The sequence below is a fragment of the Streptomyces sp. NBC_01460 genome (assembly GCF_036227405.1).
Classification (GTDB): domain Bacteria; phylum Actinomycetota; class Actinomycetes; order Streptomycetales; family Streptomycetaceae; genus Streptomyces.
In genome coordinates this window covers 2,573,435-2,593,857 of record NZ_CP109473.1, presented here as the reverse complement: position 1 = coordinate 2,593,857, position 20,423 = coordinate 2,573,435, and the positions used below count along the sequence as shown (strand labels likewise).

The window sequence follows — 20,423 nt, the reverse complement described above, 5'->3', positions numbered from 1 at the left end:
GACCGAAAGGTCCGGTGTGCCTAGGGGAGGGTAACGACCGACGCGGCGTAGACGAGACCCGCCCCGAAGCCGATGATGAGCGCCGTGTCGCCGCTCTTGGCCTGACCGGTCGCCAGAAGCCGCTCCATAGCGAGCGGAATCGAGGCGGCCGACGTGTTGCCGGTGGTTTCCACGTCACGGGCGACCGTGACGTGCTCCGGCAGCTTGAGCGTCTTCACCATCGAGTCGATGATCCGCATGTTGGCCTGGTGCGGAATGAAGACATCCAGGTCTTCCGAGGAGATCCCGGCGGCCTCCAGCGCCTGCTGGGCGACCTTCGCCATCTCGAAGACGGCCCAGCGGAAGACCGCCTGGCCCTCCTGCGTGATGGCGGGGAACTTGACCTCGCCCCGCTCGTTCAGCGGGAGGTTCGAGACGTCGCCGATGTGGAAGTCGTTCCACGCGACGGTCTGCTTGATCGTCTCGGACTTGTCGCCCTCGGAGCCCCAGACCGTGGGGCCGATGGCCGGCTCCTGGGACGGGCCGACGACGACCGCGCCCGCACCGTCACCGAAGAGGAAGGCCGTCGCGCGGTCCTCCAGGTCGGTGAGGTCGCTGAGGCGCTCGACGCCGATGACGAGCACGTACTCGGCGGAGCCCTCGACGATCATGCCCTTGGCGAGCGTGAGGCCGTAGCCGAAGCCCGCGCAGCCGGCGGAGATGTCGAAGGCGGCGGGCTTGCCCGCGCCGATCCTGTGCGCGATGTCGGTCGCGACGGCGGGGGTCTGCTTGAAGTGCGAGACGGTGGAGACGATGACTCCGCCGATCTGCGCGGGAGTGATCCCGGCGTCCGCGATCGCCTTGCCCGAGGCCTCCACGGACATCATCGACACGGTCTCCTCGTCGGAGGCCCAGTGGCGGGTGGCGATACCGGAGCGGGAGCGGATCCACTCGTCGGACGAGTCGATCGTCTCGAGGATCACCTCGTTCGGCACGACACGGGTCGGGCGGTAGCCGCCCACACCCATGATCCGTGCGTACGGGGCGCCCTTGCTGGGCTTGATCTTCGACATGCTCTCGGGCTCCTTAGGCGCCTGCGTGCTCGGAGATGAGCGCGCGGGCCGCGTCGAGGTCGTCGGGGGTCTTGAGCGCGAGGGTCTGCACGCCGGGCAGCGCGCGCTTGGCGAGCCCGACCAGGGTGCCACCGGGGGCGGCCTCGATGAGGGCCGTCACACCGAGCGCGGCGAAGGTCTCCATGCACAGGTCCCAGCGGACGGGGTTGGCGACCTGCCCGACGAGGCGCGCGATGACCTCGGCGCCCTCGGTGACCGTCTTCCCGTCGGCGTTCGACACGTACGTCACCTTCGGGTCGGCGACCTTCAGGGTGGTGGCCGCCTCGCGCAGCTTGTCCACGGCCGGAGCCATGTGGTGCGTGTGGAACGCGCCGGCGACCTTGAGCGGCACCACGCGGCGCACGCCCTCGGGCTTGTCCTCGGCCAGCGCGGCGATCTGGGCCGCGGTGCCGGCGGCGACGATCTGCCCGCCGCCGTTGACGTTGGCCGGGGTGAGCCCCAGCTTCTCCAGGTGCGGGACCGTGACGTCCGGGTCCCCGCCGAGGAGCGCCGCCATGCCCGTCTCGGTCACCGCGGCGGCCTCGGCCATGCCGAGCCCCCGGGTGCGGACGAAGCGGAGCGCGGCCTCGTCGTCGATGACGCCGGCGAGCGCGGCGGCGGTGATCTCACCGACGCTGTGCCCGGCGACGACACCGGGCGAGGCGTCCAGCGCGGCGGCGGAGAGCAGGCCCGCGGCGACCAGCAGAGGCTGGGCCACCGCCGTGTCGCGGATCTCGTCCGCGTCGGCCTTCGTGCCGTAGTGGGCAAGGTCGAGCCCGATGGCGTCGGACCATCCCGCGATGCGGTCGGCGGCACCGGGGAGTTCGAGCCAGGGAGTCAGGAAGCCGGGCGTCTGAGCGCCTTGGCCGGGAGCGACGAGTACGAGCACCCTCACACTCTCTCTTGTGGACGGCCCCGGACGCCCGTGGGGACAGGGACGAAGAACCGTCAGGGGAATTGTTGAAGTTCGACAAAAGTCTAGGACTGAGTGTCCCCGTCGGCCAAGCGCCCCAGGATGAGGGCGATCCGCAGAGTGAACGCGGACCGGACGTCGGAGGGTGACCACCCGGTGACGTCGGTCACACGTCGCAGCCGGTAGCGCACGGTATTGGGGTGCACGAACAGCATCCGTGCCGCGCCCTCCAGACTGCTCGCCTGTTCCAGGTACACACTCAGAGTCTCCAGAAGTGCCGAGCCCGCTTCTTCCAGCGGTCTGTAGATCTCCTCCACCAACTGATCGCGCGCGGCGGGGTCCCCCGCCATCGCACGCTCAGGAAGGAGATCGTCCGACAGGACGGGCCTCGGAGCGTCCTGCCACGCCGAGCAGGCCTTGAGACCGGCGGCCGCGGCCTGTGCGGAGCGGGTGGCCGCGAGCAGGTCGGGCACCACGGGGCCGGCGACGACGGGACCCGCCGCATAGGGGCCGATCAGCGACTTCGCCACGTTCAACGGGTTGTCGCTGCCGCCCGCGATCACCACCAGGCGGTGTCCGAGGACTCCGGTCAGGACCTGGAGCTTGGCATGCCGCGCCGCCCGCCGGATCGCCTCCACGGTGAGCTCGCTGTCCCCGTCGGGTGCCGTGCCGAGGACGACGCACACGTGCTCGGGGGAGTTCCAGCCGAGGGCGGCGGCCCGGGAGACGGCGCCCTCGTCGGCCTCGCCGGAGAGCACCGCGTTCACCACGAGGGACTCCAGCCGGGCGTCCCACGCGCCCCGGGCCTCGGCGGCCTGGGCGTACACCTGGGCGGTCGCGAAGGCGATCTCGCGCGCGTAGACGAGCAGTGCCTCGCGGAGCACCGACTCGTCGCCGGGCGCCGCGACCTCCTCGATCGCGGTCTCCATGACCTCGATCGTGGTCCGCACCATCTCGACGGTCTGCCGCAGGGTGATCGCCCTGGTCAGCTCGCGCGGGGCCGTGCCGAACACGTCGGTCGAGATCGCCTGCGGCGTCTCCGGGTGCCGGAACCACTCGGTGAACGCGGCGATACCGGCCTGGGCGACCAGGCCGATCCAGGACCGGTTCTCCGGTGGCATCGCCCGGTACCACGGCAGCGTCTCGTCCATGCGGGCGATGGCGTTGGCGGCCAGCCTTCCGGAGGACTGCTCCAGCCGTTTCAGGGTCGCGGCGTGCAGATGGGCGTCATGCGTGGCGGGCTGCTCAGGATCGGGTCGGGGCACGCACACAAGACTGCCTTATCGGGACAGGTGTCCGGAGGGCCGGGGCGGAAGGTCGCCCCACGGGGATACCGTGGTGCCGTGATGGACGTACGCCGCTCCGGGGACCGCTTCCGCGGCGGAGACCCGGCCACGGGTGATTCCGCGGGCATCGAGACGCTGCACGCCTTCTCCTTCGGGCGGTTCTACGACCCGGACAATCTCCGCTTCGGGCCGATCCTGGCCTGCAACGAGGAGCGTCTCGCCCCGGGCGCCGGCTTCGACGAGCATCCGCACAGCCACACCGAGATCGTCACCTGGGTGGTGGAGGGCGAGCTGACCCACCGCGACTCCGCCTCGCACGCCACCGTCGTACGGGCCGGTGACGTCCAGCACCTCAGCTCGGCCGCCGGGGTCCGGCATGTCGAGCGCAACGACGCGGAGCGCCCGCTGACGTTCATTCAGATGTGGCTGGCCCCTCTGCGGCCCGGCGGGGAGCCCTCCTACACGCACGTCGCCGGGATCGCCGACTCCACCCCGTACGCCCTCCCCGAGGCCGGCGCGATGCTCCATGTGCGCCGGGTGTCCGCGGGGGAGCGCACGGCCGTGCCGGACGCGGCGGGCGTCTACGTCCACGTCGTGCGGGGCCGGGTGGCCATCGGCGGCGAGGAGCTGGCGGCGGGCGACTCCGCGCGGATCACGGAGTCCCGCGGACTGGAGGCCGAGGCACTGGAGGACGCCGAGGCGCTGGTGTGGGAGCTCGCCGCGGTGTGAGGGGGCGGCCTCTTCCCTGCATCCGGCAGGGGGCGGATCTTCATCTCGCGGCCATGAGGGCGCCAGTGGGCCCGGCCATGATCGGGGCCGCCCGCCATCCCGCGCCTGGAGGCCCTCATGTTCCGCAGGACCCTGCCCGTCCTCGCCGCTGCCGTCGCGTTCGCCACGGCCGGTTCCGCCGCACCGGCCTCGGCCGCCGACGGCGGGTCCCGCCCCGGCGCCCGTGTGCTCGACGTGATGTCCTTCAACATCCACCACGCCCAGGGAACCGACGGCGTGCTGGACGTCGAGCGGATCGCCCGCGTGGTCCGCGGGAGCGGCGCCGACGTCGTGGGCCTCCAGGAGGTCGACAACCACTACTCGGCACGCAGCGAGTGGGCCGACCAGTCCGCCGAGCTGGCCGAAGCGCTCGGCTACCACGTGGTGTTCGGCGCGAACATCGACAACGCCCCGCCGGCCGGGGGCGAGCACCGCGTGCAGTACGGCACCGCGATCCTCTCCCGCTACCCGATCACCGCGTCGGACAACACCTGGCTGTTCGCGTCGCCGGGGCAGGAGCAGCGCGGCCTGCTGCACGCCACGATCGACGTCCACGGCAGGAAGGTGGAGTTCTACGACACCCACCTCTCCGCCGGTTCGCAGACCGACCGCCTCCGGCAGACCGCTCAGGTCGTGGACCTGATCGGGGCGAGGAAGCCCGGCATCCTGGTCGGCGACTTCAACGCCCTGCCGGGCGCGCCGGAGTCGCAGCCGCTGCAGAAGGCGTACACCGACGCGTGGGCCAGGTCGCCGCATCCGCGCGGCGACGGCGCGACCCACCCCTCCGAGGCCCCCACCGCGCGGATCGACGTCGTCTACACGACGGGCGGGGCGACCCCGCTCGTCACCCGCGTCGTGGGGTCCGACCCGGCCGCCTCCGACCACCTGCCGCTGCTCAGCAAGGTTCTCGTCGGGCCGTGACCCCCGCTCAGGCCCCCGTCGTGGAGCCGGGGCGGACGATCATCAGGACGACGACCGCGGCCCATATGAGGTTGAAGACGCCGGTGAGCATCGTCAGCCGGCTCGCCGTGGGGCGCGCCTCCTCCTCGGTGGGCGCTTCCCCTCCTTCCGCGAGCAGCCGCCGCTGCCCGGGGAGGATGGCGAAGCCGAGGATCGCAGCGGCGATCATGGTCAGCACGAGCGAGACGATCAGCCAGGCGTCGGTGAGCACGCCCAGCGCCGCGCCGGTCGCGATCCCGAACACGGGCACGACGATGCCCCCGAGCGCGTAGCCGTAGCAGACGCGGTGCAGGAGCGCGGCGACCCCGGCGGACCGGCCGTCCCCCTCCGTGCCGGCCCGTGCCCGCAGCGCGTAGCGCGGGAACATCGAGGCGGCGACGGTGATCGACCCGACGGCCACGATCGCCGCGAGGACATGGATGGATAGCAGCAGCTTGGTCACTGCGGGTGCCTCCTGCTCGGAACACGGAACACGCACATATGTTGGCTGCCAATACATACACTGCCTACAGCTTCTTTGGGTAGGCTGCCTACTCATGAAGGCGGATGCGGTGCGAGGGCACCTCGACGGACTGCTGCTGGCCGTGCTGGAGCCGGGCCCGCTGCACGGGTACGCGATCATCGCCGCCGTGCAGCGCCGCAGCGGCGGCGTGCTGGAGCTGCGTACGGGCACGATCTATCCGGCCCTGAACCGCCTGGAGCGGGTCGGGCTGCTGAGCAGCAGCTGGGAGTCCGCCGGTGAACGGCGCCGGCGCTGCTACGAGCTCACCGAGGAGGGGCGGCGCACCCTCGCGGGGGAGCGGACGGCGTGGGACGAATTCACCACGGCGATCGGCTCCGTCCTCAACCCCTCCACCCCGCCCGGGCTGACCACGTGACCGGCGCGGGCGGGCAGGCCGATCCCGTCGCGGACTACGAGGCCGCCCTGACGGCCGTACTGCACGGGCCCGGCGGGGCCAAGGCCCGCATGATCGAGGAGTTGCGCGACGGCCTGGCGGACACGGCCGAGGCCCATGTCGGCGCGGGAATGCCCTACGGGCAGGCCGCCCTCACCGCGGTGCGGGAGTTCGGCACCGTCGAGGAGATCGCGCCGGCCTGCCAGCGCGAACTGACCATCGCCCAGGCCCGGCACACGGCCAGGGTGGTCACCCTCACCGCGCCGTTCCTGATCGCCTGCTGGTACCTGGCCCGGACGTCCGGTCTCCAGGGCGCCACCTGGCAACTTCCGCGTACGGCCCAGTCGGTGGCGGTGTGCCTGGCCGGCGCCGCGATCGTCGCCGCGCTGCTCGCCGCGGTCGCGCTGGCCGCCACCGGCGTACTCGCCCGACGGCTGCCCGTGCCGCACCGGCTTCCCTCGGTGGTCGCCTGGGCAGGCACCACGACCAGCGTCGCCATGGCGGTCGCGACGCCCGCGCTCGCCGTGGCGGCGGCGCTCACCGCGGACTGGCCGCTGCTCGCCCTGGCCGGTGCCCTCTCGGCGGCCTCGCACGCCGTCGTGGCGTCCTCGGCCCGTGCGAGCCGCCGTTGTGCCCGCCTGACCTTCGTGTAGGCCGGGGGCACGAGGGCAGGGTCATGCGCCCCTGCCGGAGCGCTTGCTCCGCTTGTTCCGCGGAGTGCGGGTGGCGAGCAGGTCGCCCACCGCGTCGGCCACATGGAACGCGATCCAGCCGACGCCCTTGATGACCCGCGCAACCGCGGAGCCCGCGATCTCTTCCATGGTCTGCCCCCTCGTCTCCGAACCCGTGGCCTGCTTCGCTCGTGAAGACGCGTTCTGTTCCCGCCGGGTTGTCCGGGGCGCTCGGCGGCGCGAGGGTGCGGTTACTGCTTGCCGGTGCCGACGGGGTCGACCACGACCTCCTGGTCGGCGCCGTCGGAGATCTGGAGGCGGAGGGAGACCGACAGGGCCTTGGAGTGGGTCTCGTTGGGCGGGGTGACCTCGATGGCGCTGACGTACGCGCCCGTGCCCTCGGCCGCCGGGTAGTGCAGGGTGAACCGGGTGGTCTCGCCGTTGCCGAGATCGACGACCGGGGCGTCGAGCCCGCTGCGCTTGGCGCTCAGCGGGCCGGAGGCGTCCTGGGACCTCAGGTCGACCCCGGGGAAGCCCTTGAGGGTGCAGGCGTCGCCGGTGTTCCTGAGGCTGACCAGAAGGGTTCCCTCTCCCATCCCGTGAGCGGTGTCGAAGGCGAGGTTCGACGTCTTGCAGGCGCCGGTGGTGATCCGCCCGTTGCCGCTGCCCTGGGCGGACTCCGAGGCGGTGGAGTCGCCGCCGGCCGCCGTGGGGGTCTCGTCGGACGTGCCGCCGTCGCCGGAGGTCGCGGTCGAGTCCGACGATGACGACGCCGACGACGAAGCGGCCCCGGAGTCGCTCGTGCCCGCTGCGGAGTCCTCGTTGCCCTGGCACGCGGTGAGTGAGAGACCCGCGGCGAGGGCCAGGGCGGTCAGGGTGAGCTTCTTGGCGCGCATGGTGTGTTCCTTCGCGGTCGGTGCGGTCTGCCCGCCGTGGCGAGCGTTACTGATCACCAAGACCCGCATTCGCCCGGGGGACGTTCCGCTCGACCGTTCCCTCATACATGCCTGTTACACGCGAGTGTGGGGGTGTGAGGGCGCCGCGACAGGGAGCGGGCCACCGGTCCGAGGCGGAACGCCTCGGACCCGTACGGCCCGTCGGGCCCGGGAAATGGGGCCCGGACGCCCCGGGAAGGGGGCATCGCCGCCCGCCGCTGCTCGTGGGATCCACCGGTTCCCGCGCCGTCCGGCGTGGACCTCCTGGGCCCGCGTCGGCTGGGACAGGGCCGTGACCTGCCGCCTCTTGAAGATCGGCGGCGGCACATTCTCTTCACCCGCAGCACACCGCTTCCGCCCCCGCGCGCGTCAGCCCTTCGACTTCTCCGCCAGCTTGTCCAGTTCGCGGATCGCCTGGCTGTGGGCGCTCATCCGGCGGGTCACGGTGCCGATGGTGAAGAGCCCCACGCCGGTGATCGACACCGGCAGGGAGACACCGAGCACGGCTATGGCCTCCGGCCAGTCCCGCTCGTCCGCGCAGTGATCCCCGTTCCGGACACCCTCGTTGGCGGTGCCGCGATCGGTGAACAGCCGCGCTTCGCATTCCGCGGGGTAGTCGTCGTCGGGCACCTCGTCCACCTCGTACGGCATGAGCAGCAGCACGGCGCACCAGGCCCACAGGAGTGCGGCCAGGGACAGCAGGACCAATCCCCAGCCGCGTGTCTTCCCTGCCCGGTCCCGGAAATCCTGGTCGTACTCACGTGATCGCATAATGGCCGAATCTATCGGAGCCCGATCGCGAGGGATCTGCCGGGCGTGGACCGGCGGATCAGCCCGCAGGGCGCCGCAGCCAGGCGTCCAGGGCGGCGAAGTCCGCGCCGGTGAGGCCCCGCCAGGCCTCGACGCGATGGAGGAGGGCAGGCCCTGGGTGGTGCGCCTCCACCCACGCACGGTCGACATCGGTGATCTCGTCGTCGACCCAGGCGAACGGACGCCCGGCGGCCCACTCCACGAGTCCGGGGGTCTTCCAGTGCAGCCCTCTCGGTTCGTCCTCGGGGGCCGGATCCGGCCAGTCCACCAGGGGAAGTTGAGGCAGTCCGAGCCAGGGTGAGAGGCAGTCGTTCGCTTCGGACATCCACGTCGTCGCCCACACCAGCTCACACGGCAGCTCGCTCAGCCGGCGCCCGTGGTCGGGGTCGATCCTGGCGGTCAGCGGATTCCCGCCGGCCTGCGGGCCGTGCACCGTCCCGTAGACCCGATAGCCGCCCGGCAGTTGCTGCGGGGTCGCACCGAACGGGAGGAGCGGACCGTCGACGTCGAGGAAGAGGAGGGGCAGCACGGGACCGGTCATCCCTGCACGGTATCCAGGTGACGCCTCCGGTACATCGCGACGGGCCCGGCCTGTGGTGGGTCGCGGCGTGTCCTCACACGGCTGTCCTCGGCGACGCGGAGGACAGGCGGGCCACCGGAGCGAGCCCGGCCATCAGGAGCAGTGCGCCGACAGGCAGCAGGTCAAGATCGACGGCGAAGAGGGCGAAGCCCACGAGGACCAGCAGGGGACTCCACGTCGGCAGCAGGCGCGGTGTGGCGGTCACCAGCATGACCAGCAGCGTGAGCCAGCCCAGCTGGAAGGCGAGTGGTCCGGCCATCTCCAGCGGTTCGGGCAACGGGGCCGCGGCGGCCATCTCTGCGAACAGGTCGCCGAGGATCACCCAGAGGAAGCAGGCGATGCCGAACAGGCTGACTGCCGTGGCCGCGTTCGCCACGATCCGCCCGCGCAGGGTGGTGCCGGGGACGAGAGCCCGCAGTCCGAACGTCACCACGCCGAAGAGCACGAAGCCGACGAAGAACAGGGTGTGTCCGAGGTTCCAGGCGAGCCCGGGGCCGTGATCCCCGTCCAGCCCGTCGACCAGTCGCAGGAGGCCGTACACGGCGAGCAGGAGCGGGGCGACGAAGGCGGGGCCGCGTCGCCCGCTCATGAGTCGTAAGGTCATACCGGCAGCGTCACAGTCCGCCGGTCTCCGGCCTATCGGGGGCGCCCCTCACCCGACCCGGGATACGGCCCGTAGGGGACGGGCGCATCCGCGGTGCTGTCCCGTGCCGACCGGCCGGGGCTCGCGCAACGTCGCCTGCGGACCCTAGTCTTCGGCCGGTGACAGAGCCGCTGATGACAGAACCGCAGCCCGCCGCGCACGGCACCGCCTGGGACAGGCTGAGTCCGGCCACCGGGATCGACCGACGAGTCGTCGTCACGTGGCTCGAATGGATCGGCTTCAACCGTGCGGCCCCCCATGACCTCCTCGTCGGGCTCCTCGACCTCGACCTGACCGGCTTCCTGCACCGCGACGACCTGCCGGAAGGGGTCGTCGACGCCGCGCTCGTCCATCCGTCACGCCGTGTCCGCGGCGGTGTCGCGGAGATCCGCCGGCTCGTCCCGGACCAGTGGGAGAGGCTCATCGCCGCCTCGCCGGAGCCGGATCTGCGTGAGGTGCTGACGAGGGACGCGGAGGACCGGCTGATGTTCGCGCGGCTGTCGTGCGGTGGCCGGGGCGTCGGGTCCGCACCGCACCTCGACGCCACGCCCCCGACGACGGCGGCCGAGATCGCCGCGATGGCCGCCGAAGTCCCCGACATCGAGCCGGAGGGCCTGACGATGGCGCTGTGGTGGATCGGCGCGCTGCACACGAACGCCGACGCCATGCGTCAGCTCGCGAACTCCCCCAAGCTGCTGGTCCGCCGCAGTGTCGCGCGGGCGCCCCGGCTGCCCGCGGACGTCGTCGCGGTCCTCGCCCGAGACGAGGACCGCGTGGTGCGTCTCTTCCTCGCCGAGTCCTGCGACGACGCCCCGCCGGAGATGCTCCTGGAGGTGGCGGGATGGTGGGATCCGAGCCTCTCGTTCCCCGACCGGCCCCGTCGCCACCCCAACTTCCCGCGTGACGGGCTACTGCGCCTCGCGGCAGACCCGAACCCCCGCCTGCGGGCTCTCGCGCTCGACGACCCGGCCTCCACCGCCTCGCTCGTCGAGCAGTTCAGCCGCGACCCCGACCCGATCGTGCGCAGGGCCGCCGCCGAGGACCCCCGGCTCACACCCGAGGCCGCGGTCGCCCTGGCCGCCGACTCCGACCAGGGTGTGCATCTGCGTGCCCGGGCGAACCCGGTCATGCCGCCGGACGCGTTGGTGGATCTCCTGCTCGATCTGGACAGCGCGATGTCCACCGTGCGTAACCCCGCGATCCCCGTCCCGGTCCTGCACCGCATGGTCGCGGAAGGCGGCCCGCTCCTCGACGCCCTGCGCCGCACGTCAGGGTGACCGAGGGGCCGGACAGTCCGTCAGCGCAGCCCGTCCACGAACGCCTGCCAGGCGTCGGCGCCCAGGACGAGCACGGGGCCGGCCGGGTTCTTGCTGTCGCGGACGGGGACGGAGGCGGAGCAGCCGTCGGCGACCTCGACGCATTCGCCGCCGTTGGTGCCGCTGTACGAGGACTTTCGCCAGGCCGCGCCGCCGGCGACGGTGCACTCGACGCAGTCGCCGCCGGTGCTTCCGCTGTAGCTGGACTTACGCCACGGCGCACTCTTCAAGGTCCGGCCGGTTGCCATAACGCTCCTCCATCACACGGGCGATCAGTGCCGCGGATGCCTCGACGGAGAGGGCTGCGGCCTGCAAGTGAGCGTAACGGCGCATGGCCTCCCTGATGGTCTCAGGGTTGGCGGTCATGTGTCCCGAGATGAGGTCTTCCGTGTAGATGATGTCCGGGTCGCCGTCGAAGCGCAGAAGGTTGAACGCTCCGTCCAAGCTTGAGTGTTCACCTGCGGAGAACGGCAGCACCTGAATCCGCATCCAGCGGTGGGAGGCGAACTCCAACAGCCGCGCGAGTTGGTTTCGCATGACCTCGGCACCGCCGATCGGCCGGTGCAGCACCGCCTCGTCCAGGATCGCCCAGGCCAACGGCGGCTGTTCCCGCTCCAGGATGCGCTGGCGCTCCATCCGGGCCGCGACCAAGCCGTCCAGATCGTCGGGCATGCCGGTGGCCAGCACCGCCCGCGCGTACTCCTCCGTCTGGAGCAGCCCGTACACCAACTGCGCCTGGTACGTGGAGATGTACGTCGCCCGCGCCTCCATCTCCGCGTACGGCTGGAACCACGTGGGTAGTTGGCTCCGCAGGACCAGGCCGATCAGTCGCGAGAACACCCCGTCCGTGCCGAGCGCGGCGTCCAGGCGCTCCGAGAAGTCGCGGGTCGGCACCTTCCGCGTCGTCTCGATCTGGCCGATCAGCGAGCCCGTGCAGAAGATGATCTCGCCGAGCTGGGCCTGCCGCAGGCCGTGGGCCTCCCGTTGGCGGCGTAGCTCCCAGCCGTAGTAGTCCAGCGGGGAAGCGCTTGGGTCGAGCGACTGCACATGGGCCACGGCGGGGGCCTCTCGCTTCAACGCCTGGCGGCGTTCGTTTCAGGTCGTAGCCGAGAGTAATCAGGACGCTGCACGCTGGTGGCATGAATCACGTATCCGACACCCGGACCGGTGACGCGGAGGCGGCGGTCTACCGCGCCGACCTGGCGATGGGTGAGCACTCCGCGCGTCATCTGCGCCGCATCCTGCGGCTGTACCTCACCCGCTGGGGTCTGCTCTCCGTGGCGGACGCGGCGGAGCTCGCCCTGACCGAGCTGATCGCCAACGTCGTGCGGCACGTTCCCGGCCGTCGTTGCCAGACCCTGTTCTTCCTGCTCCCGGGGCGGGGTGTGCGGGTCGAGGTGGCCGACCCGTCGCCCCGCCTGCCCCACGCGGTCGCGGGCGACACGCTCGACGAGGGCGGGCGGGGGCTGCTGCTGGTGGACGCCGTCACCGACAGCTGGGGCGTCGAGGCGCGCGGCGACCGGGGCAAGACGGTCTGGTTCGAGTGTGCTCAGCGGGAGGTGCCGAGCTCCGCCAGTACCGCGTCGGTGAACGGCGTCCAGACCTCGGCCGCCCACGGTCCGAAGGCGCGGTCCGTCAGTGCGACGCAGGCCGCGCCCACTGCCGGGTCGATCCACAGGAACGTGCCGGACTGGCCGAAGTGGCCGAAGGTGGCGGGGGAGGAGGAACTCCCCGTCCAGTGAGGCGACTTGGAGTCGCGGATCTCGAAGCCGAGCCCCCAGTCGTTCGGGTTCTGATGGCCGTACCCGGGGAGCACGCCCTTGAGGCCGGGGTGGACGACGGTCTGGGCCTCCAGGACCGTACGGGGGTCGAGGAGCCGCGGCGCCTGCACCTCGGCGGCGAACCGCACCAGGTCGTCCACGGTCGAGACGCCGTCCTTGGCCGGTGAGCCCTCCAGGGTCGTCGAGGTCATGCCCAGGGGCTCCAGGACCGCCTGGCGCGCGTACTCGGCGAACGGGATGTCCGTGGCCTTCGCGATGTGGTCGCCCAGCACCTCGAAGCCCGCGTTGGAGTACAGCCTGCGGGTGCCCGGAGGGGCCGTGACCCGGTGTTCGTCGAAGGCGAGGCCGCTGGTGTGCGCGAGGAGGTGGCGGACGGTGGAGCCCTCGGGGCCCGCCGGTTCGTCCAGCTCGACGGCGCCCTCTTCATAGGCCACCAGCGCCGCGTAGGCCGCGAGCGGCTTGGTCACCGAGGCCAGCGGGAAGCGGTGCGCGGTGGGACCATGGGCACCCAGGAGCGTGCCGTCCGAGGTGACGACGGCGGCTGCCGCGGTGGGGACGGGCCAGTTCTCGATCATCGCCAGGCTCTGCATGTGTACGAGCCTAACGGGAGCCCGATTCCGAGATCTCCACCCGTATACGCTTGCTTGGAGTGCACTCCAAGGTTCTAGCGTGGAGGCATGACGGTGATGGACAGCACGGAGAGCGTTTCCGCCCGGACGGACACCTGCGCCTCGGCGCCGAGGGCTCATCCGCGCCCCGAGGGCCAGGACCGCTACACGATCAGCGAGGTCGTCGCCTTCAGCGGGCTCACCGCCCACACGCTGCGCTGGTACGAGCGCATCGGGCTGATGCCGCACGTCGACCGCTCCCACACGGGCCAGCGCCGGTTCAGCAACCGTGACCTGGACTGGCTGGCCTTCGTCGGCAAGCTGCGGCTGACCGGGATGCCGGTCGCCGACATGGTCCGGTACGCGGAACTGCTCCGCGAGGGCGACCACACCTTCACAGAGCGGCAGGAGCTGCTGGAGGCGACCCGGCGCGACGTGAAGACGCGCATCGCGGAGCTCCAGGGCACCCTCGCCGTACTCGACTTCAAGATCGACTTTTACAGCGGCGCCCGTACGGCGCCGGAAGGGGTCTGACGAACATGAGCGACACCGCGAAGATCGCTACAGCGCAGCTCGGGACCGGAGGCCCGCAGGTCGGGGTGCAGGGTCTCGGCTGCATGGGCATCAGCGAGTTCTACGGGGACACCGACGAGGCCGCCGCCCGCGACACGCTGGAAGCGGCGCTCGAAGCCGGCGTCACGCTCTTCGACACCGCCGACGTCTACGGCCGGGGTGCCAACGAGACGTTCCTCGCGCCGTTCGTGGGTGCGCACCGGGACGAGATGACGCTCGCCACGAAGTTCGCCATAGAGCGGACCGACGACCCGCACTACCGGGGTGTGCGCAACGACGCCGCGTACATCCGCGAGGCGGTCGAGGCCAGCCTCCGCCGGCTGAACACCGACGTCATCGACCTGTACTACATGCACCGCCGCGACCCGCTCGTCCCGTTCGCCGAGTCGGTCGGCGCGATGGCGGAGCTGGTGCGGGAGGGCAAGGTGAAGCAGCTCGGTCTGAGCGAGGTGACCGGGGACGAGCTCCGCGAGGCGCACGACGTGCACCCGATCGCGGCGCTCCAGTCCGAGTGGTCGCTCTTCAGCCGCGACGTGGAGCTCAGCGCCGTGCCCGCGGCCGTCGAGCTCGGGGTGACCTTCGTGCCGTACTCGCCGCTCGGGCGCGGGTTCCTGACCGGTGCGTTCGCGGACGCGGTCAAGGAGCTGGGGAAGGGCGACTTCCGTCAGCACCAGCCGCGCTTCACCGGTGAGAACGCGAAGACCAACGCCGCCCTGCTGGAACCCGTGCACAAGATCGCGGCGGCTCACGGGGCGACGGCCGCGCAGGTCGCGCTGGCCTGGGTGCAGCAGCGGGCGCAGGTGCACGGTCTCGCCGTGGTGCCGATCCCCGGGACGCGCAAGCGCAGCCGCCTGCTGGAGAACGTGGGGGCGACCCGGCTGGTCCTGACCGACCAGGAGCTGGAGCAGCTGGAGCCGATCGCGGGCCAGGTGGCGGGGGACAGGTACCCGGACATGAGCAGCACCTCGGCCGCCCGCGAGTAGAAGGCCCGCGCGGCGGGACACGCGTGGAGGCCCCGTGTGGAAGGGCCCCGCGCGGCGGGATCCGCGTGGGAGGGCCCCGCGTGGCGGGGCCGCCTCACGCCAGCCGGAGTGCGAAGACCGCGAACCCCGCCGCGAGCAGCCCCGCCGCCGCCCTGCGGGCCGTCCCGGTGCCGCCGCCCGCCTCCCAGGGCGCCTCGAAGCGGCGGGCGTACCGGGCGATCAGCACCAGCAGCGCGGCGAACAACGGCATCCAGGCGAGCCGGGCCAGGATCCAGCCGGCCGAGTCCGGCGCCGTCGTCAGCCCGGGCACCGCACCGGCGAAGGAGGCGGGCACGGCAGCCGTCAGCATGGCCGTCTGGTGCCAGCACAGGAGGGTCATCGCCGACAGGTTGATCACCACGACGGGCGCCCACAGCGCGGGGCGGCGCAGGGCGCGGCCGATCCGGCCGTGCAGCAGGACCGCCGCACCGCTCTGCGCCGAGGCCAGCGCGAGGACCAGCAGCGACGGCGGGTGCGAATTGGTCCGCGCCTCGCCCGGTACGCCGACCATCGAGGCCGGGTAGTGGAAGGCGAGCAGCAGCACCGCGAACAGGGCGGTGCCGCCGACGAGCAGGAGCCGGGCGCCGCGCCGGGAGAGGCGGCCCTCACCCCAGCTGACGCCGAGCTGGTACGCGAAGAGCCAGCCGGGCAGGATGTTCAGCAGGCTCAGCCAGGACGGCACGGCGTCGGCGTACGGCCCGTACCGCAGGACGTCCACGAGGGCGACCGACCCGATCAGCGGGGCCGCCGCCCAGCCGCCGAGCCGCCCGGCCGCACGCACGCAGTACGGCGTGAGGGCCGTGACCACGGCGTAGACCCCGACGAACCAGAGCGGCTGGATCACCAGCTTCGCCCCCGTACGCAAGGTGTCCTCGGGCACCCCGGCCGCGTACAGCACCGGAATCATCAGGGCCCACACGGCGGTCACGCCCAGCACCGGCCTGCCCAGCCGGACCATCCGGCCGCGCAGCCAGGCCCCGGTGGTGGAGGGCCTGCGGTGGTAGGAGAGGACCGAGGCATAGCCCCCGACCAGGAAGAACACGCCCAGCATCTGGAGCACCCAGCTCACCGGTGAGAACACGGAGAACGTGGAGAGCGGGCTGGCGTTGTGCAGGGCGCCCCCGCTGTCCCGGGTGAATCCGCCGAGCAGCCAGTGACCGGCGGGGACGGCCAGCAGCGCGAGGGCGCGCAGTCCGTCGACCGCGCGGTCGCGGTGGGCGGGGGTCCGCTCGTCGATCCGGGAGATCAGCTGCCGCACGCTCATCGGGAGACCCCCTCGGCGATCGCGGCGAACGCGTCCAGCGAGTCCGTGCCGGGGGCGAAGTACCCGGTGTGGCCCTGCGCGTCCTCGGCGGGCACCCGGCGCGCGCCGAATTCCTCGTCCGCCGGGTCGGCGCCGTGCCCGAGCCCCGCGACCTCGACATGCGGCACGTCGTCGATCCAGTCGGTGTCGTCCTTGGCGGCCCAGACGCGTGCTCCGGTGTGCAGTCCGGCGACGTCGTCGGCGCGCATCCCGGGGGAGCCCAGCACCACCAGGTCCGTGGCACCGAGCCCGGAGGCCGCGATCCCGCACACCACCGAGCCGTAGCTGTGGCAGAACACGACGGGCGCGGGCAGCCCGTCCGCCGCCAGCCCCGCGGTGAACCGGGTCAGCCGCTCCGCGCCCGCCTCGGCCAGTCCTCCGGTCGCCGCGTCCAGGCCGAGGCCGACCGGTGTGGTGTACCCGGCCCAGGCGATCACCGCACTGCCCGGACCCGTCTCGGCGTACAGCGCCCTCGCCATGCCCGCCGGAGTGCCGTACACGTCACCGCGCCGGTCGAAGGTCCCGGCGTCGATGTCCGACCCCGGTACGACGACCGACACATGACGGGCGGAGCGGAGGTCCCCGAACACCTCGGCGACCTGGCCGCGCCCGCGCGGATCGAAGGCGAGGATCTGCCGGCCGGACGCGGCGAGCGAGGCGTACCGGGGGTCGTGCGAGGCGCGCAGAGCCCGGGAGTTGGCGCGGTAGCGGAGCTCCAGCGGCACCCCGTCCAGATTGCCGACCACCGACGGGTGCCGCTCCAGCAACTCCTGCTGCTCGGAGGCGCTCAACCCGCCGAAGAAACGGTGGACCTGCGCCGGGCTCGCACTGCCGGGGTCGGGCAGCTGCCGCCCCAGCATCCCGTCGTCACGCCACGAGGCACTGCCGGGCGGCGGACCCGTCACCGCCCTCTGGGTGTTCCCGGACGCCCAGCCGGCCGTCCCCGCCACCACGGTGGTCGCCAGTGCGACCGCGGCCAGTGTCCTCGTGAACCGGCGCATCGCGCCCTCCCCGTCCTGCTCGCGCACACCGGTCGGTGTGCCGGAGAGGAAGGTAGGAAGACGGCAGGTGACAGGGCGTCACCCTGCGGAGCCAACTGTCCGGTGATACCGGGGTAGGGGGTGTACGGGGGGAGAACCCCACGCGGACCAGGAGGGCAGCCGCAGGAAGGGGGCGCGGGGGCGGCTACGCCTCCCCCGGAGTCACCAGCCCCGACTCGTACGCGAAGATCACGGCCTGGGCCCGGTCCCGCAGGCCGAGCTTGGCCAGCACCTTGCCGATGTGCGTCTTCACCGTCTGCTCGGCCACCACCAGCCGCGCCGCGATCTCCTGGTTCGACAGGCCCCGGGCGATCAGCTCCAGGACCTCCGTCTCACGCGGTGTCAGGCCGTTCAGCCGCAACGCGGCCCCACCGGACGGCGTCGCGGGGCTCCGGCGCGCGAAGTCCGCGATGAGCCGCCGCGTCACGGACGGCGCGAGCAGCGCGTCCCCCGCCGCCACGATCCGCACCGCCGAGATCAGGTCCGCCGGAGGGGCGTCCTTGAGGAGGAACCCGGACGCCCCGGCGCGCAGCGCCTCGTAGACGTAGTCGTCCACGTCGAACGTGGTGAGCATCAGGACCCTCGGCCGGTGCACCACCCCCGCCGGAGGGCTCAACAGCTCCCGGGCGGCGGCCAGTCCGTCCATCTCCGGCATCCGGACGTCCATCAGGACCACGTCCGGATGCGTCGTCCTGCTGACCTCGATGCCCTTGCGCCCGTCCGGGGCCTCACCGACGACGTCGATGTCGCTCTGGGCGGCCAGCAGCGCGGCGAACCCGGCCCGCACCATGGCCTGGTCGTCGACGATGATGACGCGGATGGTCACGGTTCCTCCGAAGTCAGGGGGGCCTGCGGCAGCGGGAGCCGGGCGGCCACCCTGAAGCCGCCGTCCGGCAGCGGGCCCGTGTCGAGCGTGCCGCCGGTCAACCGTACGCGCTCCCTCATCCCGACCAGCCCGTGTCCCGTCCCCGACGGCTCCAGCGGCGAACCGGGCCGCTCCGCCCGGTCGTTGACGACCAGCACCGTCAGATGGCCGTCGCCCGCCGTGACCGACACCCGGGTCCTGGCACCCGGCGCGTGCCGTACGACATTGGCCAGCGACTCCTGCACGATCCGGTACGCCGACAGGTCCACCGCCGGTGGTACGCCGCCCCGCTCCACGGCCTCCCGCACGTCCGTCGCCAGCGACAGCTCGGCCGGCAGCCCCGCCCGCACGGTCGCCTCCACCAGCTGCTGCAGCCGGTCGAGGCCGGGCTGCGGGGCCAGTTCGCCCCGGCTGCCGTCACTCCGCAGCACCGACAGCAGCCGCCGCATCTCGGCCAGCGACTCCCGGGCGCCCGCCGCGATCGACGCGAACTCCGCCCGCGCCTCCTCGGAGAGCCCGCTGATCCGGTACGGAGCCGAGTCGGCCTGCACGGTGATCACCGACATGTGGTGCGCGACCACGTCGTGGAGCTCCCGGGCGATCCGGGTGCGCTCCTCCAGCAGCGTCCGCTGCGCGCGCTCGGCCTCGCTGATCGTCTCCTGCTCGACGAGACGCAACTGGGCCTCGCTCCGCTCCCGCACCGCCGCCCCGATCACCAGCACCACCGCGCCGAGGACGACCAGCAGGAGCGCGCCGCCGTCGCTGCGCCCGGGCGAGGCGAGATGCAGCAGCAGCCCGGCCGCGCCCGTCGCCAGCCACACGGCGGTCACGGTCCGCCGGCTCTCCCGGAGGCCGAGGGCCAGCAGCACGAAGAGATAGCCGACGATGACCGGCGGGGTCCACGGCCAGATCGTGCCGTCCCGCTCGGGCGACCCCAGCAGCACCAGGGCGCCCGCGACGTCGGCGGCGAGGACGATGCCCCAGGCCTGGAGCGGCCGGTGCGCCAGCATCAGCAGGGGAGCGGCCTGACCGACGGCCAGAGCTCCGGCGACCCCGCCGGACACCCCGTAGTCGTGGCTCAGCACCTGGATGGTGACGGGGACGAACACGCAGGTGAGGGCGAGCACGGCGACGTACGGCAGCAGCCGCAGCCAGAGCCTCGGCGACCGGGCGAACAGGGGGGTCGGCGGGTGGGACGCGGAGGACAGCCCGTGGGCGAGCTCGCGCAGAGTGCGGCGGGCGGCGCTCGGCGGACCGTCGGCGGGCGGGGGCCCGGCGGGAGAGGTGGGCATGATCGGGTCAGCGTAGGCGCGGAGTGCGGCGGAAGGCGTCATACCGAGGTGCGGACCGCCGCTCCCGGCCCCCTACCCGGGTACGGGGGCCGGCGGTCCGTCCACCGCGGTCACGGCTACAGCTCGGCGAGCAGCTCCGTCTTCTTCGCGCTGTACTCCGCGTCGGTCACCAGGCCCGCCTGGTGCAGGTCCCCGAGGTGGCGTATCCGCTCGGCGATGTCCGCGGGGTCGCGCCGCGCGCCGCCCACCGGCGCGGGGACGGTCGCCACGGGCACCGACTGGGTCCGGCGCACCGACTCCAGGACCGCCGCGGCGAAGGGGAGCGACTCGTGCACCGGGCCGTACCCCAGCCCGAAGACGACGGCCGCGGGATCCTGGTCCGGCTGGACACGGCCCGCGGGCACCGGCTCGGGATCCGCGCCGGCCTCGGACTCCGCCGACGTGCCACGCGGCACCAGCCGGAAGTAGCCCTCGAAGGCCTCGGGCGAACGCCACTCGACCCCGCCGAGCTCCGCCACGGGGAAGGTCTGGTCGCCCGCCTTCCACTTGGCGCTCGACGCACCCGTCCAGAACCACCGGAAGGAGACGAGGGAGCCGTCGAAGCCGGCCCGGCCGTCGTACGCCTTGAAGTGCATCGGCGCCTCGGGAGCCGTCACCATGAAGCGTTCGGCGGGCAGGTCCGCCTCGTCCGGGAGCACACCGCGCAGCTCGTCCGCGTAGTACTCGGCGAGCGTCTCGCGCTCGGCGGGCAGCACCAGGCGGTAGGGATCGTTGCCCTCCTTGAGCTGCCCGGCCGCAGCCTCCAGCAGCGGATCGGCACCTGGTCTCGGCACCGCGTGGAGGACCACCGTGCCCCGCTTGCCCGGGGTCAGCGTCACCGACGACAGCGCCGCGTACGGAATGCGGCGCTCGCGCAGGCTCTGGAAGAGCTTCGGTGCGCGGATTCCCCGTTCGAAGCGGATGAGCACGGAGTCGGTGTCGAACTCCCAGGTGGCATGAATTCCGGCCAGCACATCACCCATGTGCCTCATCGTATGTGGCACGGTCCCGAACGTCCCCCCTCGGTACAA

The 20,423-nt window shown here is 72.5% G+C and carries 24 protein-coding genes and 1 pseudogene; 8 read left to right on the top strand and 17 right to left on the bottom strand.

Features of this window, described 5'->3' with window-relative positions; all coding sequences use genetic code 11:
* Positions 1 to 20: 20 nt before the first annotated feature.
* The 3 genes from OG488_RS11585 to OG488_RS11575 all read right to left on the bottom strand — a co-directional run bounded on the left by OG488_RS11585 (position 21) and on the right by OG488_RS11575 (position 3,269).
* The gene (locus OG488_RS11585; RefSeq protein ID WP_329228461.1) at positions 21 to 1,052 is read right to left on the bottom strand and encodes a ketoacyl-ACP synthase III; all 1,032 of its coding nucleotides are present in this window, start codon (positions 1,050 to 1,052) and stop codon (positions 21 to 23) included.
* Positions 1,053 to 1,065: 13 nt separating this feature from the next.
* Positions 1,066 to 1,980, bottom strand: a complete 915-nt coding sequence (locus OG488_RS11580) for an ACP S-malonyltransferase (RefSeq protein WP_329228459.1) — start codon at positions 1,978 to 1,980, stop codon at positions 1,066 to 1,068.
* Positions 1,981 to 2,069: 89 nt separating this feature from the next.
* On the bottom strand, positions 2,070 to 3,269 hold the full coding sequence (locus tag OG488_RS11575) for a PucR family transcriptional regulator (RefSeq protein ID WP_329228458.1): 1,200 nt from the start codon (positions 3,267 to 3,269) through the stop codon (positions 2,070 to 2,072).
* Positions 3,270 to 3,350: 81 nt separating this feature from the next.
* On the opposite strand from OG488_RS11575, the gene OG488_RS11570 reads away from it, so the two are divergent.
* Positions 3,351 to 4,019, top strand: a complete 669-nt coding sequence (locus tag OG488_RS11570; protein ID WP_403911722.1) for a pirin family protein — start codon at positions 3,351 to 3,353, stop codon at positions 4,017 to 4,019.
* 117 nt (positions 4,020 to 4,136) lie between these two features.
* Complete coding sequence (locus OG488_RS11565; protein ID WP_329228454.1) at positions 4,137 to 4,979, top strand: endonuclease/exonuclease/phosphatase family protein; 843 nt, start codon at positions 4,137 to 4,139, stop codon at positions 4,977 to 4,979.
* 7 nt (positions 4,980 to 4,986) lie between these two features.
* On the opposite strand, the gene OG488_RS11560 is transcribed toward OG488_RS11565, so the two are convergent.
* Positions 4,987 to 5,460 (bottom strand): DUF2269 family protein, encoded by a 474-nt coding sequence (locus OG488_RS11560; RefSeq protein ID WP_329228453.1) that lies wholly within the window; start codon positions 5,458 to 5,460, stop codon positions 4,987 to 4,989.
* A 94-nt stretch (positions 5,461 to 5,554) separates the two neighbouring features.
* On the opposite strand from OG488_RS11560, the gene OG488_RS11555 reads away from it, so the two are divergent.
* Complete coding sequence (locus OG488_RS11555; RefSeq protein WP_329228452.1) at positions 5,555 to 5,896, top strand: PadR family transcriptional regulator; 342 nt, start codon at positions 5,555 to 5,557, stop codon at positions 5,894 to 5,896.
* Positions 5,893 to 6,567: a permease prefix domain 1-containing protein gene (locus OG488_RS11550; protein WP_329228450.1), complete on the top strand. Its 675-nt coding sequence runs from the start codon at positions 5,893 to 5,895 to the stop codon at positions 6,565 to 6,567. The genes OG488_RS11555 and OG488_RS11550 overlap by 4 nt, the downstream gene beginning before the upstream one ends.
* A 21-nt stretch (positions 6,568 to 6,588) precedes the next feature.
* Here the strand turns inward: OG488_RS11550 and OG488_RS11545 are convergent, their stop codons facing one another.
* From OG488_RS11545 to OG488_RS11525, 5 genes are all read right to left on the bottom strand, one after another.
* Complete coding sequence (locus OG488_RS11545) at positions 6,589 to 6,735, bottom strand: hypothetical protein (RefSeq protein WP_329228448.1); 147 nt, start codon at positions 6,733 to 6,735, stop codon at positions 6,589 to 6,591.
* Between the two features lie 101 nt (positions 6,736 to 6,836).
* Positions 6,837 to 7,481 (bottom strand): DUF4232 domain-containing protein, encoded by a 645-nt coding sequence (locus OG488_RS11540; protein ID WP_329228447.1) that lies wholly within the window; start codon positions 7,479 to 7,481, stop codon positions 6,837 to 6,839.
* 408 nt (positions 7,482 to 7,889) lie between these two features.
* Positions 7,890 to 8,291, bottom strand: coding sequence for a hypothetical protein (locus OG488_RS11535; protein ID WP_329228445.1), 402 nt, complete (start codon positions 8,289 to 8,291; stop codon positions 7,890 to 7,892).
* A 58-nt stretch (positions 8,292 to 8,349) separates the two neighbouring features.
* On the bottom strand, positions 8,350 to 8,871 hold the full coding sequence (locus OG488_RS11530; protein ID WP_329228443.1) for a hypothetical protein: 522 nt from the start codon (positions 8,869 to 8,871) through the stop codon (positions 8,350 to 8,352).
* A 73-nt stretch (positions 8,872 to 8,944) separates the two neighbouring features.
* Positions 8,945 to 9,514: a hypothetical protein gene (locus OG488_RS11525; protein ID WP_329228441.1), complete on the bottom strand. Its 570-nt coding sequence runs from the start codon at positions 9,512 to 9,514 to the stop codon at positions 8,945 to 8,947.
* A 173-nt stretch (positions 9,515 to 9,687) separates the two neighbouring features.
* On the opposite strand from OG488_RS11525, the gene OG488_RS11520 reads away from it, so the two are divergent.
* Positions 9,688 to 10,830, top strand: a complete 1,143-nt coding sequence (locus OG488_RS11520; protein WP_329228439.1) for a HEAT repeat domain-containing protein — start codon at positions 9,688 to 9,690, stop codon at positions 10,828 to 10,830.
* A gap of 20 nt (positions 10,831 to 10,850) precedes the next feature.
* Here OG488_RS11520 and OG488_RS11515 read toward each other — a convergent pair whose 3' ends face one another.
* Positions 10,851 to 11,117: a DUF397 domain-containing protein gene (locus OG488_RS11515; RefSeq protein ID WP_329228438.1), complete on the bottom strand. Its 267-nt coding sequence runs from the start codon at positions 11,115 to 11,117 to the stop codon at positions 10,851 to 10,853.
* Positions 11,077 to 11,925 carry a helix-turn-helix domain-containing protein gene (locus OG488_RS11510; RefSeq protein ID WP_329228436.1) on the bottom strand — a complete coding sequence of 283 codons (849 nt, stop codon included), beginning with the start codon at positions 11,923 to 11,925 and terminating at the stop codon, positions 11,077 to 11,079. Before OG488_RS11510 ends, OG488_RS11515 begins: the two co-directional genes overlap by 41 nt.
* An 83-nt stretch (positions 11,926 to 12,008) precedes the next feature.
* Here OG488_RS11510 and OG488_RS11505 point away from each other — a divergent pair.
* Positions 12,009 to 12,416: pseudogene (locus tag OG488_RS11505) on the top strand (ATP-binding protein); the annotation flags it as partial.
* A gap of 2 nt (positions 12,417 to 12,418) precedes the next feature.
* On the opposite strand, the gene OG488_RS11500 reads toward OG488_RS11505, so the two are convergent.
* Positions 12,419 to 13,240: a serine hydrolase domain-containing protein gene (locus tag OG488_RS11500; RefSeq protein ID WP_329228434.1), complete on the bottom strand. Its 822-nt coding sequence runs from the start codon at positions 13,238 to 13,240 to the stop codon at positions 12,419 to 12,421.
* A gap of 87 nt (positions 13,241 to 13,327) precedes the next feature.
* On the opposite strand from OG488_RS11500, the gene OG488_RS11495 reads away from it, so the two are divergent.
* Both OG488_RS11495 and OG488_RS11490 read left to right on the top strand, forming a co-directional pair.
* On the top strand, positions 13,328 to 13,792 hold the full coding sequence (locus OG488_RS11495) for a MerR family transcriptional regulator (RefSeq protein ID WP_329228432.1): 465 nt from the start codon (positions 13,328 to 13,330) through the stop codon (positions 13,790 to 13,792).
* A 5-nt stretch (positions 13,793 to 13,797) separates the two neighbouring features.
* Positions 13,798 to 14,814, top strand: coding sequence for an aldo/keto reductase (locus OG488_RS11490; protein WP_329228430.1), 1,017 nt, complete (start codon positions 13,798 to 13,800; stop codon positions 14,812 to 14,814).
* A 94-nt stretch (positions 14,815 to 14,908) separates the two neighbouring features.
* On the opposite strand, the gene OG488_RS11485 is transcribed toward OG488_RS11490, so the two are convergent.
* The 5 genes from OG488_RS11485 to OG488_RS11465 form a co-directional block, all read right to left on the bottom strand.
* Positions 14,909 to 16,117, bottom strand: a complete 1,209-nt coding sequence (locus OG488_RS11485) for an acyltransferase family protein (protein WP_329228428.1) — start codon at positions 16,115 to 16,117, stop codon at positions 14,909 to 14,911.
* Complete coding sequence (locus tag OG488_RS11480) at positions 16,114 to 17,157, bottom strand: alpha/beta hydrolase (RefSeq protein WP_329238583.1); 1,044 nt, start codon at positions 17,155 to 17,157, stop codon at positions 16,114 to 16,116. Before OG488_RS11480 ends, OG488_RS11485 begins: the two co-directional genes overlap by 4 nt.
* A gap of 184 nt (positions 17,158 to 17,341) precedes the next feature.
* Positions 17,342 to 18,022, bottom strand: a complete 681-nt coding sequence (locus OG488_RS11475) for a response regulator transcription factor (protein ID WP_329228426.1) — start codon at positions 18,020 to 18,022, stop codon at positions 17,342 to 17,344.
* Complete coding sequence (locus OG488_RS11470; RefSeq protein ID WP_329228424.1) at positions 18,019 to 19,353, bottom strand: sensor histidine kinase; 1,335 nt, start codon at positions 19,351 to 19,353, stop codon at positions 18,019 to 18,021. The genes OG488_RS11475 and OG488_RS11470 overlap by 4 nt, the downstream gene beginning before the upstream one ends.
* Before the next feature lie 116 nt (positions 19,354 to 19,469).
* Complete coding sequence (locus OG488_RS11465; RefSeq protein WP_329228422.1) at positions 19,470 to 20,375, bottom strand: DUF4429 domain-containing protein; 906 nt, start codon at positions 20,373 to 20,375, stop codon at positions 19,470 to 19,472.
* Positions 20,376 to 20,423 lie beyond the last annotated feature (48 nt).

What these genes read in the sequence shown, in the direction of transcription:
- OG488_RS11585 (WP_329228461.1), bottom strand. Translation starts at nt 1,052, where the DNA reads ATGTCGAAGATCAAGCCCAGCAAGGGCGCCCCGTACGCACGGATCATG.
- OG488_RS11570 (WP_403911722.1), top strand. Translation starts at nt 3,351, where the DNA reads ATGGACGTACGCCGCTCCGGGGACCGCTTCCGCGGCGGAGACCCGGCC.
- OG488_RS11565 (WP_329228454.1), top strand. Translation starts at nt 4,137, where the DNA reads ATGTTCCGCAGGACCCTGCCCGTCCTCGCCGCTGCCGTCGCGTTCGCC.
- OG488_RS11555 (WP_329228452.1), top strand. Translation starts at nt 5,555, where the DNA reads ATGAAGGCGGATGCGGTGCGAGGGCACCTCGACGGACTGCTGCTGGCC.
- OG488_RS11545 (WP_329228448.1), bottom strand. Translation starts at nt 6,735, where the DNA reads ATGGAAGAGATCGCGGGCTCCGCGGTTGCGCGGGTCATCAAGGGCGTC.
- OG488_RS11540 (WP_329228447.1), bottom strand. Translation starts at nt 7,481, where the DNA reads ATGCGCGCCAAGAAGCTCACCCTGACCGCCCTGGCCCTCGCCGCGGGT.
- OG488_RS11535 (WP_329228445.1), bottom strand. Translation starts at nt 8,291, where the DNA reads ATGCGATCACGTGAGTACGACCAGGATTTCCGGGACCGGGCAGGGAAG.
- OG488_RS11530 (WP_329228443.1), bottom strand. Translation starts at nt 8,871, where the DNA reads ATGACCGGTCCCGTGCTGCCCCTCCTCTTCCTCGACGTCGACGGTCCG.
- OG488_RS11525 (WP_329228441.1), bottom strand. Translation starts at nt 9,514, where the DNA reads ATGACCTTACGACTCATGAGCGGGCGACGCGGCCCCGCCTTCGTCGCC.
- OG488_RS11520 (WP_329228439.1), top strand. Translation starts at nt 9,688, where the DNA reads ATGACAGAACCGCAGCCCGCCGCGCACGGCACCGCCTGGGACAGGCTG.
- OG488_RS11515 (WP_329228438.1), bottom strand. Translation starts at nt 11,117, where the DNA reads ATGGCAACCGGCCGGACCTTGAAGAGTGCGCCGTGGCGTAAGTCCAGC.
- OG488_RS11500 (WP_329228434.1), bottom strand. Translation starts at nt 13,240, where the DNA reads ATGCAGAGCCTGGCGATGATCGAGAACTGGCCCGTCCCCACCGCGGCA.
- OG488_RS11495 (WP_329228432.1), top strand. Translation starts at nt 13,328, where the DNA reads ATGACGGTGATGGACAGCACGGAGAGCGTTTCCGCCCGGACGGACACC.
- OG488_RS11490 (WP_329228430.1), top strand. Translation starts at nt 13,798, where the DNA reads ATGAGCGACACCGCGAAGATCGCTACAGCGCAGCTCGGGACCGGAGGC.
- OG488_RS11485 (WP_329228428.1), bottom strand. Translation starts at nt 16,117, where the DNA reads ATGAGCGTGCGGCAGCTGATCTCCCGGATCGACGAGCGGACCCCCGCC.
- OG488_RS11480 (WP_329238583.1), bottom strand. Translation starts at nt 17,157, where the DNA reads ATGCGCCGGTTCACGAGGACACTGGCCGCGGTCGCACTGGCGACCACC.
- OG488_RS11470 (WP_329228424.1), bottom strand. Translation starts at nt 19,353, where the DNA reads ATGCCCACCTCTCCCGCCGGGCCCCCGCCCGCCGACGGTCCGCCGAGC.
- OG488_RS11465 (WP_329228422.1), bottom strand. Translation starts at nt 20,375, where the DNA reads ATGGGTGATGTGCTGGCCGGAATTCATGCCACCTGGGAGTTCGACACC.